Origin of the sequence: Peribacillus sp. S4 (assembly GCF_046715815.1) — a bacterium.
Classification (GTDB): Bacteria; Bacillota; Bacilli; order Bacillales; family DSM-1321; genus Peribacillus; species Peribacillus frigoritolerans.
Genome location: NZ_CP175708.1, coordinates 4232177 through 4246064 on the forward strand (window position 1 = coordinate 4232177; position 13888 = coordinate 4246064).

14 protein-coding genes and 1 riboswitch are annotated in these 13888 nt (G+C 42.5%); of the genes, 4 read left to right on the forward strand and 10 right to left on the reverse strand.

Annotated features, from left to right (window positions below):
* Positions 1-59: 59 nt before the first annotated feature.
* Positions 60-497, forward strand: a complete 438-nt coding sequence (locus ACJ9PY_RS20095; RefSeq protein ID WP_057276806.1) for a GNAT family N-acetyltransferase — start codon at positions 60-62, stop codon at positions 495-497.
* Positions 498-556: 59 nt separating this feature from the next.
* Here ACJ9PY_RS20095 and ACJ9PY_RS20100 read toward each other — a convergent pair whose 3' ends face one another.
* Entirely contained in the window at positions 557-841 is a 285-nt protein-coding gene (locus ACJ9PY_RS20100; RefSeq protein ID WP_053536026.1) for an AbrB/MazE/SpoVT family DNA-binding domain-containing protein, read from the reverse strand.
* 501 nt (positions 842-1342) lie between these two features.
* Here ACJ9PY_RS20100 and ACJ9PY_RS20105 point away from each other — a divergent pair.
* Complete coding sequence (locus ACJ9PY_RS20105; protein WP_098866159.1) at positions 1343-2314, forward strand: multidrug resistance efflux transporter family protein; 972 nt, start codon at positions 1343-1345, stop codon at positions 2312-2314.
* A gap of 171 nt (positions 2315-2485) precedes the next feature.
* Here ACJ9PY_RS20105 and ACJ9PY_RS20110 read toward each other — a convergent pair whose 3' ends face one another.
* Complete coding sequence (locus tag ACJ9PY_RS20110; protein ID WP_411738817.1) at positions 2486-2830, reverse strand: response regulator; 345 nt, start codon at positions 2828-2830, stop codon at positions 2486-2488.
* A gap of 480 nt (positions 2831-3310) precedes the next feature.
* Positions 3311-3411: riboswitch (guanidine-I (ykkC/yxkD leader) on the forward strand.
* Between the two features lie 73 nt (positions 3412-3484).
* On the opposite strand from ACJ9PY_RS20110, the gene ACJ9PY_RS20115 reads away from it, so the two are divergent.
* Together ACJ9PY_RS20115 and ACJ9PY_RS20120 are read left to right on the forward strand one after the other, a co-directional pair.
* Entirely contained in the window at positions 3485-3826 is a 342-nt protein-coding gene (locus ACJ9PY_RS20115; protein ID WP_264639254.1) for a DMT family transporter, read from the forward strand.
* A complete protein-coding gene (locus ACJ9PY_RS20120; RefSeq protein WP_034309447.1) occupies positions 3826-4140 on the forward strand; it encodes a DMT family transporter in 315 nt (104 codons plus the stop codon). The genes ACJ9PY_RS20115 and ACJ9PY_RS20120 overlap by 1 nt, the downstream gene beginning before the upstream one ends.
* Positions 4141-4223: 83 nt before the next feature.
* On the opposite strand, the gene ACJ9PY_RS20125 is transcribed toward ACJ9PY_RS20120, so the two are convergent.
* The 8 genes from ACJ9PY_RS20125 to ACJ9PY_RS20160 all read right to left on the reverse strand — a co-directional run bounded on the left by ACJ9PY_RS20125 (position 4224) and on the right by ACJ9PY_RS20160 (position 13777).
* Positions 4224-5015 carry a DUF817 domain-containing protein gene (locus ACJ9PY_RS20125; protein ID WP_054400641.1) on the reverse strand — a complete coding sequence of 264 codons (792 nt, stop codon included), beginning with the start codon at positions 5013-5015 and terminating at the stop codon, positions 4224-4226.
* A gap of 55 nt (positions 5016-5070) precedes the next feature.
* The gene (locus ACJ9PY_RS20130) at positions 5071-5292 is read right to left on the reverse strand and encodes a helix-turn-helix domain-containing protein (protein ID WP_411738818.1); all 222 of its coding nucleotides are present in this window, start codon (positions 5290-5292) and stop codon (positions 5071-5073) included.
* Between the two features lie 10 nt (positions 5293-5302).
* Positions 5303-5785, reverse strand: a complete 483-nt coding sequence (locus ACJ9PY_RS20135; protein WP_106026076.1) for a DUF2975 domain-containing protein — start codon at positions 5783-5785, stop codon at positions 5303-5305.
* 367 nt (positions 5786-6152) lie between these two features.
* A complete protein-coding gene (locus ACJ9PY_RS20140) occupies positions 6153-9362 on the reverse strand; it encodes an SNF2 helicase associated domain-containing protein (RefSeq protein WP_411738819.1) in 3210 nt (1069 codons plus the stop codon).
* A 170-nt stretch (positions 9363-9532) separates the two neighbouring features.
* Positions 9533-9766: a hypothetical protein gene (locus tag ACJ9PY_RS20145; RefSeq protein ID WP_098937252.1), complete on the reverse strand. Its 234-nt coding sequence runs from the start codon at positions 9764-9766 to the stop codon at positions 9533-9535.
* Complete coding sequence (locus ACJ9PY_RS20150; RefSeq protein ID WP_411738820.1) at positions 9763-10902, reverse strand: GerAB/ArcD/ProY family transporter; 1140 nt, start codon at positions 10900-10902, stop codon at positions 9763-9765. Before ACJ9PY_RS20150 ends, ACJ9PY_RS20145 begins: the two co-directional genes overlap by 4 nt.
* 21 nt (positions 10903-10923) lie before the next feature.
* Positions 10924-12150 (reverse strand): Ger(x)C family spore germination protein, encoded by a 1227-nt coding sequence (locus ACJ9PY_RS20155; RefSeq protein ID WP_411738821.1) that lies wholly within the window; start codon positions 12148-12150, stop codon positions 10924-10926.
* Entirely contained in the window at positions 12140-13777 is a 1638-nt protein-coding gene (locus tag ACJ9PY_RS20160) for a spore germination protein (protein ID WP_411738822.1), read from the reverse strand. Before ACJ9PY_RS20160 ends, ACJ9PY_RS20155 begins: the two co-directional genes overlap by 11 nt.
* Positions 13778-13888 lie beyond the last annotated feature (111 nt).

Below are 13888 nucleotides of genomic sequence, written 5' to 3' on the forward strand. Positions count from 1 at the left end.
TGGCGGATAGCATGGTTAAATGGTAAATTTAGAGTATTCTAACATTTAGGGGGCCATTTATGAGCATACAGAAGGCTACATTACATGAGCTGGAATCACTGACGGAACTTTTTGATTTATACAGGGTGTTTTATGAGCAAACCTCTGATCCTGGTTGTGCAAGGGAGTTTTTAAGGGAAAGGCTGACAAAAGGGGAGTCTGTGGTTTTTATGGCGTTTGATGAAGGAAATCCAATTGGTTTTGTACAATTGTATCCTTCTTTTTCGTCTGTGAGTATGATGCGGTCATGGATATTGAATGATTTATTCGTGAAGGAGTCCGCCCGTAAAAAGGGATTTGGCGAGGAGTTATTGAACGCGGCCATCGGTTTTGCACGTGAAACAGGTGCTAAAGGGGTTTCACTGGAGACTGGCCAGGATAATGTGAAAGCACAGAGACTTTATGAAAAGATTGGTTTCGCCCGTGAATCGAACCATTTTTATTATTTCACCATTTAATTAAAAAAAGTGTAGGGAAAACCTCCCTACACTTGGATGCTATTTATCTAGTACATTAATTATTTAGCAGTTTCCATGCTGGCTTGAATTTCTTTAATTAGAAGTTCGGCACCTTCTGGGCTAAGTATTAATTTACCGTCAGCAAGTTTCATATTGTCATCGGAAACTTCACCTGTTACCTGACAAGTCATGTTTGGTTTATATTTTTGAAGGATGATGCGCTCTTGTTCTACATAAATCTCCAGAGCGTCTTTCTCATTAATTCCTAATGTTCGGCGCAGTTCAATTGGAATGACTACCCGCCCTAATTCGTCAACTTTACGTACAATACCTGTAGATTTCATTTAATTTACCCCACTAACTTTCTTGCGAATGTTGCATTTATATATTTCGTCACCATTCGACATTATTTGCACTTCTATTAAGATACCACTACCTACCATATTCGTCAATTCTCGTATCTTCTTATACTATCTGCCTCTATATGATTTTTATATAAAATATAAGCAATTCCTTCATAACACGCGTCAGGACAACGTTTACCGCTTCTTACTTTGGCATATATTTCTAATTTAAATTCGCAAGTGGAAACGCCTTCATTTAATTCCAAAAAGCTTTCTTTTCATTTCATGTCGAATCACAAAGAATGAATTTCACTAGCTTAAAAGAATCCTGTTGATTTTCTTTTGCTTTTGAAGGAAAATTTAAATTGATCGCTTATAATATTCCGAAAATTCATTCCGCTTTTGAAACAGTGGATATATCTGAATTTTTTTCAGAAAGCCGAAACGATTGCCATCCTTCCAGAGTCTTACTGACTCATAAAACAGATTGAGGTGAGTCAATTGCGTCCGATTATATTAGGTATTTGTTCTGCTTTCTTTTTTGCATTTACGTTTGTTTTGAATCAGGCCATGGAGCTGTCTGGCGGAAGTTGGATTTGGAGTGCTTCGCTGCGTTATTTCTTCATGGTGCCCTTTCTGTTGTGTATCGTATGGAGCAGAAAAAACCTGCGTCCCCTTTTACAAGTGATGAGAGAAAAGCCGGGTCCTTGGCTGCTTTGGAGTTTTGTCGGATTTGGGTTATTTTATGCTCCTTTATGCTTTGCGTCCGCCTACTCACCTGGCTGGCTGATCGCCGGAACCTGGCAAATCACGATCATTTCGGGTGCGCTGCTTGCGCCGCTGTTTTTTGAAAATGTCCAAACGAAAGATGGGATCGAAAGGCAAAGAGGAAGGGTTTCTGTGAAAGGCCTCCTCATGTCCATGATCATTCTGCTTGGGATCATCCTGATGCAGCTGGAACATACCAAACACATTTCAATGGCCGATCTTTGGCTGGGAGTGATCCCGATCGTCATCGCCTCGTTTGCCTACCCTTTGGGAAATCGCAAAATGATGGAAGTATCCGAAGGGCGTCTGGATGCTTATCAGCGGGTTTTGGGAATGACTTTGGCGAGTCTTCCATTCTGGCTTTTGCTTTCCTTGTACGGTTTCTTTACAGTAGGTGCGCCGACGAAGATGCAGAGTTTCCAATCCCTTTTGGTGGCACTATTTTCTGGAGTCATCGCCACGGTCCTTTTTTTCATGGCGACCGATTTGGTACGCGGAAATATGCAGAAATTAGCTTCAGTTGAAGCAACACAATCGATGGAGGTCCTTTTTGCCCTGGCTGGCGAATTACTATTCCTATCTTTACCGATTCCTTCTCCGTTATCGTGGTTCGGCATCTTTGTCGTCATCATGGGAATGATCCTGCATAGCTATGTATCACATAAAAAAGAAGGTCCATCCCCTAAACGGACAGTGAATGCCTAAATAGCAAGCCAAAAAAGCCCCGGATAAGATTTCAGGGCTTTTTTGAGCTGAAAACTGAAGCAGACTACGTTCTTTTATTCCATTGACAGGTCATGATGAATTGATGATTTTTCAGAGTGGCAAAAAGCTCACCATTCATTTTTTTCATTAAACTTTGCGCAATGGATAACCCTAGTCCGTTCCTTTTTTATTTCTTGCAGTATCACCTGTATAAAACCTTTCAAAGATATGAGCATCTATTCTTGCCATTACTTCTTCAATATCAAATGGCTTCGTAATGAAATCATCTGCCCCAGCGCGCAATCCATTTATTTTCGTTTGCTGTTCTCCTTTTGCAGATATAATCAAAATAGGGAAATGATGATGCTCCCTAATTTTACGAAGAACTTCCTCCCCGTCCATTCCTGGCAGCATTAAATCCAACAACACCATATCCCATTTCTTTTTCTCCACGTACAATATTGCTTCCGTCCCTGAAAATGCCGGCTGAGGGACATATCCACTTTTTTTCATCATATTGCAAAGCAATCCGCTAATACTCGCCCCCAGGTGTCTCGTACCTTACGTTGCGTTATTTAAATAAAAGGCTGTTTTCACATACTTTGTTGCTATCTTTTCGTAAAGATTGTTGTTTTTAAAACGAAACTATTTAAGGTTGATTGGAGCGGAAGTGCGAGACTCCTGCGGGAGCAGCGGGACAGGTGAGACCCCACAGGCGTTTACGCCGAGGAGGCTCACCGCCCGCCCCGCGGAAAGCGAGCATCTGGAGGGGAAATCAACCACAACTCACCCAAATAAAAAAACTATAGGCAAACTGGCTTTTTTCAAATTTGAATATAGTCCGGAAAGTTCGAAATGGCCTCGCTGTATTCAGATGAAAGCTGCAAACGTTACGGGACATATGCGGATATTAGGAAAAAATCGGCCTGGAATTTGGCAAAACTTTTACCTTGAGTAAGTTCAAAAAGTATGTATAATGAAAGGTAATTGTATATGTCAAAGGTTTTCTAGGGTTCCGCAGTGCGTCTCATTGCTGGTCTGGTCCGAGAGAAAACTCACAGCATGCTGTGTCACGGAAGGATAAAAGCCTGGGAGAAACTGTTTTAACAGTTATCTCTTGGGCTTTTTTTGTTTTTTTGGTAAAGAATAAAATCGGAGGTGCGTTATTACATGAGCACAAACTGGATTAAAGTATTCATTGCAGCTTTTTTTGAAGTATTTTGGGTGATTGGCTTAAAACATGCAGATGACTTTTGGACTTGGACTGGAACGGTCATTTCGATCATCATCAGTTTTTACTTGATGATAATGGCTGGCAGGAAGCTTCCTGTCGGAACGGTATATGCCGTTTTTGTCGGTATGGGGACTGCCGGGACCGTTTTATCCGAAATCCTTTTCTTTGGAGAATCCTTCAAGCTGAGCAAAACACTATTGATCCTCCTCTTATTATCAGGGGTGATCGGCTTGAAGCTAGTGACGGATGATAAGGCTGAGAAAGGGGATGAATCATAATGGCTTGGGTCTCTTTAATCTTAGCGGGGCTTTTTGAGATGTTTGGGGTTGCGATGATCAATAAATTGCACAAGGACAGAAATTGGCAATCCTTACTGCTGTTATTCATCGGATTTGGAGCAAGTTTCCTGTTTCTTGCTTATGCCATGAAAACCTTGCCGATGGGAACGGCTTACGCTATCTGGACAGGAATCGGTGCATCAGGCGGAGCGATAATCGGGATGCTCTTATACGGGGAATCCAAAGATTGGCGCAGGGTCGTTTTTATAGCCATGGTCCTTGGCGCAGCAGTGGGATTAAAACTTGTTTCATAGGAATGACATAAAAGCATAGAAAAAATCAAAGACGACACAATGTGTCGTCTATATTTATTTTTATCTAACTTGAATAATTCATCTTATAAAAATTGACCCTCATCCATCACAGCGGAATCTTTCCCCTTAACCTGTTTTAGCGTCGCTACTATAAGAAAGCTGACAATCACCAGTAAGAGCCATGAGCTTACCTTCCCTAGATGTACGAGACTCCATGCATCGGTTTGGTTAGGATATTCCCAAGCTCCAAAGAACGTTGCGATATTTTCGGCTATCCATATGAAAAATCCGATGAGCACAAAAGAAAATGCGATTGGCATACGATAACGGGTTCCACCAACTTCGTATGTGACCCATGCTCGCCAAAAGACGATGATGACAAGTCCAGATAGCCACCAACGAACATCCATCCAATAATGATGGGTGAAAAAATTCAAATAAATCGCAAGCGCAAGGGATACAACGACAAAAAACGGCGGCCACTTGATCAGTTCAACCTTTAACCTCCTCCACGCCTGGCAAAGATAACTCGCTACACTAGCGTACATGAATCCGCTATAAAGAGGCACTCCAAAAATCTTGAAATATCCTTCCTCTGGATAAGTCCAGGAGCCCATATGTACCTTGAAAAGTTCAAGGGCAAGACCAATAAGGTGGAACAAGGTGATGACCTTTAGTTCATCCCGTGTTTCAAGCCCGGAACGCAGCATCCACCACTGCATGATAAGGCAGATGATGAGCAGCCAGTCATACCGCGGCAGAAAGGGAAGCGGGATGAATTTTGTAATAGCCAAAGAGGCAAAAATAACGGCAGGAAACAAGCATGATAGGGCCTGCTCCCAACCAAAACGAACGAGTTGTTTTAGTGCCCTCATGATTGGTGCCTCCATTTTTTTATCTACATTCATGAGTAACTCCCCTTTATAAATCCTAATCTTGAGTGCCTTCATCATTTCGGTATTCTAAAATATCCCCGGGTTGACATTCTAAAGCCTTACAAATCGCATCTAAGGTTGTTAATCGAATCGCTTTTGCCTTGCTATTTTTCAATATGGAAAGATTAGCCATCGTTATTCCAACCCTCTCGGAAAGTTCTGTAACACTCATTTTCCTTTTAGCCAACATCACATCAATATTGATTATAATTGCCAAGTTAATCACCTCAGACTATTAAGTCATTTTCTGATTTTATATCGATGGCTTCTTGTAAAAGCCTTTGAAGAACAGCAGCAAAGACTGCAATCACCATTGAAGCAAAAATGACGACCATTCCGATTACTATGATACCTGGGGCGTCGTCCATTTCCGCGATGAGATAAAAGAGCGGCATGCCTGCCACATACAAGCCACTTATTGTGATTGCACAATTTTTTATAATCTTTAAAGCTCTTACAGATAATTCCGAGAAAGCTTTGTTCTTGTCAATATAGCTTAAAAGTTTAAAGGCTTGATATAGGGCAAAGTAAAAAGGTATCGCCGATGCATACAAATCGATTAAAACGAGATATTTCAAATAAGCCATATCCGGATATAATTCTGCTGCAAAATTCGCTATCCCAGGCACCAAGAAGATGCACAAAGCAAGAACTGGAATTCCAATAAGAATAACAGCCATCTTTAAAAAGAGTGTTGTTCCTAGTTTCATAAAAAGCACCTCACTTATTTATTGTCCATTTAATTTAACATACGTTTTATCGATTAACAATAAAACATTGTTGTTTTTTATTATATTATTATTGTTAATGAAATATCCTATTCTTTTTAAAAATGGCTGTTTTCACATACTTTATTGCTATTTACCAGGTAGTGAGTTGTGGTTGATTTCCCCTCCAGATGCTCGCTTTCCTTGGTGCGGGAGGTGAGCATCCTCGGCGTAAACGCCTGTGGGATCAACCTTAAATAGTTTCGTTTTAAAAACAACAATCTTTACGCCTTAAAAATAAAAAAGCATTCCTCTTTACAAAGGAATGCTCCATAACTGAACTATTTATTTATTACCTTCGGCTAAACCCTTATATCATCAGGATTTCCCTGATATCCTCTTCTGTAAGTGCAGAAGACGACTTGTCTCCAGGGTCGATGATTTCTTCAATAAGATGTCTCTTTTTCTCTTGGAGTTCATTCATTTTTTCTTCGATTGTCCCACGGGCAATAAGCTTGATGACTTGAACCTCATTTTTCTGCCCCATTCGATGGGCACGGTCCGCGGCTTGTTCTTCAACTGCCGGATTCCACCAAAGGTCATATAGTATGACTGTATCTGCACCCGTCAGATTGAGACCCGTACCGCCAGCTTTCAACGAAATGAGGAATATATCCCGTTCTCCTGCATTAAACCGATTGCAGATTTCCACACGTTCCTTTGATGGGGTTTGTCCATCCAGGTAGAAAAAGGGTTGTCCTTCCATGGCCAAATCCCTGCCGATGATTGTAAGCATTTTTGTAAATTGCGAGAAAATCAGCACCCGTCTTCCAGAATGCTTAGAATCTTCGACAATTCGCATCAGCTGCTCATATTTTGCTGAACTGCCTTTATATCCGTCCACAAACAAGGCGGGGTGACAGCATATTTGCCGAAGCCGGGTCAAGCCAGCAAGGATCCTGATCCGATTTTTGCGGAGGGTGTCCTTGTCCAGGTGTTTCAGCGTATCATGCCGCAGCTTGGCCAGATAAGCCCCGTACAGTTTCTTCTGATTGGGAAGCAGTTCCATCGATTCCAGCGACTCGATTTTCTCCGGTAATTCCCCTAGTACGTCCTCTTTCATTCTCCGAAGCAAAAATGGACGGATCCTGCGGGAAATCTGCTTCCTTGAGAGGTTGCTATACTCCTTTAACCCCATGAATAGTTCAGGGAATACGACGTGGAAAAGGGACCAGAGCTCTTCCAGTGAATTCTCGATGGGCGTACCAGTCAAAGCGAAGCGATGTGCCGCTTTTATCTTCTTGGCCGCTCGTGCCGTTTGTGTCACCGGGTTCTTGAAGGCCTGTGCCTCATCGAAAAACACCGTATGGAAGTCCTCTTTTTCAAACGAATTGATGTCTTTCCGAAGCAATGGATAAGAAGTGATCACTACATCCATGTCCTTCATTTCTTTAAGCAGCTTCGACCTTTCCGTCTTGTCTCCATCCACGACGACGGCTTGTATATCAGGAGCGAATTTAGTGAATTCACTCAGCCAATTGTAAGTCAATGATGATGGGCAGACAATAAGCACAGGAACCCTTTTCTTACGGATGTCAGGTAGCTCGGATAAAATGAACGTGATGCTTTGCAGTGTTTTTCCCAGACCCATATCATCAGCAAGAATCCCGCCAAAACCGTATTGTGCAAGGATTTTCATCCATTTGTAGCCGTTTTTTTGATACTCGCGCAAAATCGGGTCCAGACTCTTTGGCACCGTGAACTCCAAGGCGCCGGGATTCCTGATGTTATCCAAAAACTGCCGGAATGACTCTTCCATCGTGAATGTCTGGCTGTCATTAACGGAGTCTAGGAGCTGGAGCCCTTTTATGAGGGGCATGTTCAGTGTGCTTTCCAGGTCTTCATCCTGTACGGGCAGTGCATTCAGAAAACGATTGATTTCCTCGTATTCCCTTGTTTCAAGGGAAAGCAGCGATCCATTCCTTAAACGATAGTATTTCCTTTTTTCTTCAAGCGCGGCTAAGACCTCACGTATTTGTTTATCTGGGATATCATCCATTTCAAATTTGAATTCGAGCCAATTAGTACGCTCTTTTTTAATTTTCACCCTAATGCGCGGTGCAGCATTTCCACGGGAAATTCGGTTCCTTACAGCGGTAGTGGCATAGATTTGCACCAGCTTCTGGAGTTTAGGAACGATATGGTACAAGAACTCATACTCCAATTCTTCGTTATGCAAGAAATAGCCTCCGTCCGTCTTGGCAAACTGGCTATCCTCCATCAGCTTTATTATCTCCGCCTCTTTCTCAACATCCCTCATAACCTTGGATTCCTGTTTTTCCAAAGGGTTGATCACGATATTTTCATAATGGAATTCCAGCCCGGCAAGCAGCCTGTTTTTCACTCGGTCCAAGTATAGCTTTGCAACCAGCGGTGTCTTCAAAAACAATTCGGTGATGGATCTTGCTATATGGACTTCACCGAGTCTTTTCAAGCCTGGTACCACCTTGTCCAGGAATAATTCCAGCTGGTCATGATGGATTGGAATTTGATTCATCCCCGAATCCTCCATCATTTGCTTTAACTCTGAAAGGCGTTTGAAATCCTCATTTTCGAGCTGAACCAATTTCCCCTCAAAAAGGACCAATGTGTATGCATTCATGACGATCATCTCGTGCAGCCTTTTAATATTCAGTTGATAACCTTTGTCCTCGCTTTCAGTAAAGTCAAACTGTAAAGGAAGCGGTCCGTTTGTTACACGAAAGCCATTGAATGTAAGGCCGCCATAGGCAAGCTTCACCATTGGCGCCGCTTCAAGGATGGGGACAAGCCTTCGAAAAGAAGATGGAGGCAGAAGTAATAAGTGATGGTCCAATGTATATTCGGATTTATCCGTCAGGGCGTCCACATAGACTTTTTCATCCGATATCACTGTAATGAGCTCCTGAAGCACTAAATCATTTTCATTCTGAAAACAATGCAGCACCGGGTCATATATAAATGAAGGGGACACTTGGGCAGGCTTTCCTGCTTTAACTCGCTTCAGGAAATCCCGGACATTCGACACATTGAGAGAACCGATTTTCATTTCCAGTCCTAACATATATTGGTCCATTCCCATCCATACTGGATTACACGTAAACTCCGCTTCAAGCATCATTCTATTTTCAAAATGGCGCTGATGACCGCTTTTGCGTACAGGCTGATTATTGAAAAGGCTAAGCAAGCCCTCTGACAACTCCTTATGGGCTGTAGCATCAGGACCGGTTGCACGTATCCCTTCAGGTATCGTTCCATCTCGCTTATGGTCGTAAACCGACAGCAGGACGGCTGCAATATGCTGGCAATCCCTATGGAAGGAAGCTAGCGCAGGACAGCTGCATTTCGTCTGAAATCCGCCGACTGCATCCACTTCAATCGTGACATGGAAGTCTTCCTTGCCTCTAACCGATGCTTCACAACCATCATGATGATAGCTTTCAAATGTCACTTTATTAGCACGATGAAAAGCTTCCCCTCTTTTAAAGGAGACGGCCCCGCACATGTCTTTTATGATTTTTCGATTCAATTTGATATCCAAATTGCCGTCCTCCTCCCGGGGTTTTTTGGTTGAATGATTTTACATTCCGCTGTTAAATAAGCTCATTTTATCATCATACTATGAAATGGGTTTACAAGGTTATAAAAAAGCAAAAAGACAAACTCCCCCATTCGGAGTTCATCTCTATTTCAGCAACGGGAATTGCAACATCATTGTTGTCCTTTGACCTGGTTCTTTTTCTTTTTTTTTCGATAAAAGAAGCTGAATACAAGGAATGCAAGAAGAATGAAAAAAAGGATAAGTTCAGCGGGGTCCTTCACCAAAAATGGGTTAAAGGCATGCTTGATTGAATTATCCAGATCAAATCCCAATAGAATATCCATACCTAAAGATATGACCACTAAAGGGGTCAGAAGCAAAAGCGTAATACCGAAGAATTTCATTTTTGATCAACTCCGCCTTGGAACTTATTTTGGTGCTGGCCTTTCCTTTTTTTCCGATTCTTAAAAAAGGCAATGATCAAGAGAACTAACGGGATGATTACCTGAAATGGCAGATGGATGTAATTTGGTACGACATCTAGCCCTTCATAGATATGTTCCGTATAGCTGCTTGACATAATGATCGAAATCAATAAAATGACGATGCCAACAGGGTATGCAAGTCTGGAGGGCTGTTTAACATTGAAAACATTCGCCGTACCCGTTACCGCTACATAAGTTAATACACTTATCTTGATGAACCCGCCAAGCAACAACAAAAACAAGAAGTACACATCGAGACGTTCAAGAAAGCCAGCGACCTCTATGGACTGTATGAGGGTAAGAAGAGGGTATTGCGAACGTGTCGTAAGGTCCACACCAAGTACAGCAACATTCACAGCCATTATTACCGCGAGAAAAATACCGCTTGTCGCCAAGCTCCCTATCCCAATTTTTTTCAGTCGCTGAGGTTCGTTCAAATAAGGAAAAATCATTAAAAACACTATGATCTCGCCAAATGGAAAAAATACGGTTTTAGTGAAGCCCATTTTCACCATCTCTGTCCCGCCCATTTCAAAAATGGGTTTTAAGTTGTTTAAATGGATCATGCCTGAAGCAATAATCAGAAGAAAGAAGGTCATTAAAAGTAAATTCTCCAAGACAAAGAATAGTTCCCCCGTCCTCGCCAATACTTCTATCCCTTTACGGACCGTATACACCACGACTAAAATGAATGCTGCGTTAGCAACAAATAACGGAATATGAGGATAGGCAAAAGTAAGCAGTGTATCTCCGAAATCCCTAAGACACCTTGCAGCAAGATAGATCAAATAAAGGATGTATAGAAAAGCTACGATCCTGCCTAGAAAATTCCCCAATATATGTTTTACAAACTCTGTTAAAAGCTGCTCAGGGTAGTATTGAAAAAGGCCATAATAAACGAAAAATAATAAAAATCCGCCTATCATCGCAATAAGGATGACTAGCCAAGCAGCTTGCTTGGCTTCACCTGCAAGCGGAACCAAAAGTGCACTGCCCATTTCAAACATGAAAATAAGGACGAACAGCTGGTAACCGCTGATTTTTGCCTTTTCCATGAGAATGCCACTTCCTTTCCATTATTGATCTTTCTTTTTTAAATTTGAAAGAAATGGCTTATTACGTAATCCGGTACGGCGAATGAAAGTTTCTACCTGCACATCAACTTCCAGTTTAGGAAAAGTATCGTCGTCCCAGTTTTTCTCTAGTTTCTTCCATTCTTTCGGATGGGATTCGTGCATGAGCTCCCCAAAGCCAAAAATATCGGATTTATTTTTTTGTGCCCGAACGATCGCACCTTCCATCTCCTTCTTCAATTCTTTCGCTAACTTCTTTTCAATATCTATCAGAACATGCATATCGGTTAGATTCAAAGGAACATTCACCTCCCGGACATCTCCCTCTGCACGGACCTTTATCGATATTTTCGGTTTGCCGTTTACCAATTTTACCCCGACGTTGGTTTTTTGGCGAATGACTGAATAGGTAACTGCGTCTTTTTTACCCTCCCAATCAAGGTTTAAATAGGTATTTTCGATCCTATCCAATACCCACATTGATCCTATTGCCTTATCACCATCCAGCCAGTCAATCAATTTTCCATCTTTAAAAACACCTATCCCTGCTGCAGTAGGGTTTGCCTCAATATCCGAGGACATAGTATTCTCCATTTTATTTTCCTTACCCGTGTTTCCTTTCACGGTAAAACCGCTTATTATCGGTTCTTTTCCGGTACTAAGCAGATTCTTGATCACCTCTTGGAGATTGATGCTAATACTTTTCCCCTGGGTTTTTTCAGTGGTTTCAATCGTCCTAATGACTTTTTCAGCAGATACCTTATCGATTGCAGTTAACGTTTCTACAATATCCCTTGCTTTCACACCCCGGGCAATCACGATCCTCGTAGTTGCCCTGAATTCCGGTGAGCGCTCAAACGCATCGAAAATATCGTTGAGGCCCTCCTCTTTTGCTAGTTCCTCACCGATGACAACCAGGTTGGCATGAGCAAAATACATATCTCTGGAGATTTTCGTTGAAGCGATGCTATCCAGGTCAAGCACATTATTTCCTGTGGCCCTATAAATGGATATCGGTGGATTTGTCCCGCCGCCGCCCTGAAGAGCTCCCGCTACATTGCTTGGATTGATGATTTGGAACGTTCCCACTAACTTTCCTTCTTTATTTCTATCGAGTCCGACCGCCGAGACGATGGCCATTTCGTTTAACTCTGTTTTATCCCAACAGCCTGTGGTGAATGTGGTGGCGATTAACATCATCAAGAGCGGAACTAATCTTTTACGATTCATTGCCTTCACCTTTTTTCCCGTTAGAAGTTTTCATTCCGCGCGATTCAGGAGGCAATGGTCTTTGATTCTCGCCTTCCCTTATCAGATTATTTTCGTTGGTTAAAAATTTAGGCCTTTCCTTGAATGCCCACATAGGTCTTCTGAAGAATGTGTCGCCCAGCCCTTCAGGATTCAGAGGAGCGAGCGGTGTCATATAAGGAACTCCAAGTGAACGCAGGCTGCATAAATGGACGATGAGAATGATAAAGGCTAAAATCATCCCATAAAAACCTAAAGTGCCGGCACAAACGATGAATCCGAACCGCACAATGCGGGCAGAAATCGCTATGGAATAAGAAGGGGTTGCGAAACTGGCAATCGCCGTGATCGAGACGATGATGACCATTGCCGGCGATACGATACCAGCCTGGACGGCCGCCTGCCCAATGACCAGTGCCCCGACAATGGACATCGTCGAACCTACAGCCTTTGGCATCCGAAGACTTGCTTCCCGTAATATTTCAAAGGTCATTTCCATAAGAACCGCTTCAACGACGGCAGGCAAAGGAACCGTTTCCCTTTGGGCCGCTACAATGACCAGCAACTTCGTTGGAATCATTTCCTGATGAAAAGTCGTGGCTGCAACATAGACAGCCGGCCCGACTATCGAGATGATGAAAACGATGATCCGTAAAAAACGTGTGGCTGAAGCAATGTCGAAGCGATTATAGTAGTCTTCGACAGATTGAAAAAACTGTACGAATATTGCCGGGGCCACCAAGACGAAAGGCGTTCCATTAACGAATATCGCCACTCTTCCTTCCAGAAGATTTCCCGCAACCATATCCGGTCTTTCTGTATGGTTTAGGGTTGGGAATGGGGTCATGACCTGGTCTTCTATCAATTGTTCAATATATCCTGATTCAAGAATGCTATCGATGTTAATTCGATTTAAGCGCTTCTTGACCTCCTCGACAATCCCTTCCTTGACAATTCCATTTATATACATGATGGAAACGTCCGTTTTTGTCACCGTGCCTATTTTCATCGACTCTATCCATAAATCCGGGGTATTGATGATCCGGCGTAACATGGCGATGTTCGTTCCATTCGATTCCGTAAACCCTTCCCTTGATCCCCGGACAGTCAAATGCGTGCTTGGCTCCTGAATCGAGCGCTTCTCTCCTCCTCTTGTACTGGCAACCAGGGCGACGTTTACTCCATCAACAAAAATGATGCTGTCCCCTGATAATAATGTCAAAAATAGCTTTTCCCAGTCCGTGACCTTTTCTACGCCACCGAGGGAAACCACGTCCTCAGAGATAATTTCCATTGCTTCCAGTGGAAGTATGTTTTTTGACAGGTGGGGATTTTTCATGATTGATTCAATTATAAAGTCCGTAACGCTAGGATTATCAATCAGACCCTGCACATACAAAATAGTTGTTTTTATCTCCGGGTTTTGCCCGATTTTCAACGTTCGGATAATAATGTCGGGACTTTTTCCCGTCTTTTGCTTCACGATTTCCAGATTGGCAGAAAGGGAACTTTCAATATAATCAGGCGTTTTGCTTTTGGATTGACTTTCATCTTCCTTTTTCTTTTCACGTTGCTTCACTTGTCTCTTTTGTTTGAAAAAAGAAGCCATAGCACCGAACCTCATTCCTTTTTCGTTTCACTCATTTTGTCCAAAGCACTCCCCCTTTATTCTGGGTTCAGTTTTCTTCCTCCAATAAGAAAAAGGCTGTCGCAATGACAG

Bases quoted from the DNA above. Each gene is read 5' to 3' on its own strand.
- ACJ9PY_RS20095 (WP_057276806.1), top strand. From the start codon at position 60: ATGAGCATACAGAAGGCTACATTACATGAGCTGGAATCACTGACGGAA.
- ACJ9PY_RS20100 (WP_053536026.1), bottom strand. From the start codon at position 841: ATGAAATCTACAGGTATTGTACGTAAAGTTGACGAATTAGGGCGGGTA.
- ACJ9PY_RS20110 (WP_411738817.1), bottom strand. From the start codon at position 2,830: ATGATGAAAAAAAGTGGATATGTCCCTCAGCCGGCATTTTCAGGGACG.
- ACJ9PY_RS20115 (WP_264639254.1), top strand. From the start codon at position 3,485: ATGAGCACAAACTGGATTAAAGTATTCATTGCAGCTTTTTTTGAAGTA.
- ACJ9PY_RS20120 (WP_034309447.1), top strand. From the start codon at position 3,826: ATGGCTTGGGTCTCTTTAATCTTAGCGGGGCTTTTTGAGATGTTTGGG.
- ACJ9PY_RS20125 (WP_054400641.1), bottom strand. From the start codon at position 5,015: ATGAGGGCACTAAAACAACTCGTTCGTTTTGGTTGGGAGCAGGCCCTA.
- ACJ9PY_RS20135 (WP_106026076.1), bottom strand. From the start codon at position 5,785: ATGAAACTAGGAACAACACTCTTTTTAAAGATGGCTGTTATTCTTATT.
- ACJ9PY_RS20145 (WP_098937252.1), bottom strand. From the start codon at position 9,766: ATGAAATTCTTCGGTATTACGCTTTTGCTTCTGACCCCTTTAGTGGTC.
- ACJ9PY_RS20150 (WP_411738820.1), bottom strand. From the start codon at position 10,902: ATGGAAAAGGCAAAAATCAGCGGTTACCAGCTGTTCGTCCTTATTTTC.
- ACJ9PY_RS20155 (WP_411738821.1), bottom strand. From the start codon at position 12,150: ATGAATCGTAAAAGATTAGTTCCGCTCTTGATGATGTTAATCGCCACC.
- ACJ9PY_RS20160 (WP_411738822.1), bottom strand. From the start codon at position 13,777: ATGGCTTCTTTTTTCAAACAAAAGAGACAAGTGAAGCAACGTGAAAAG.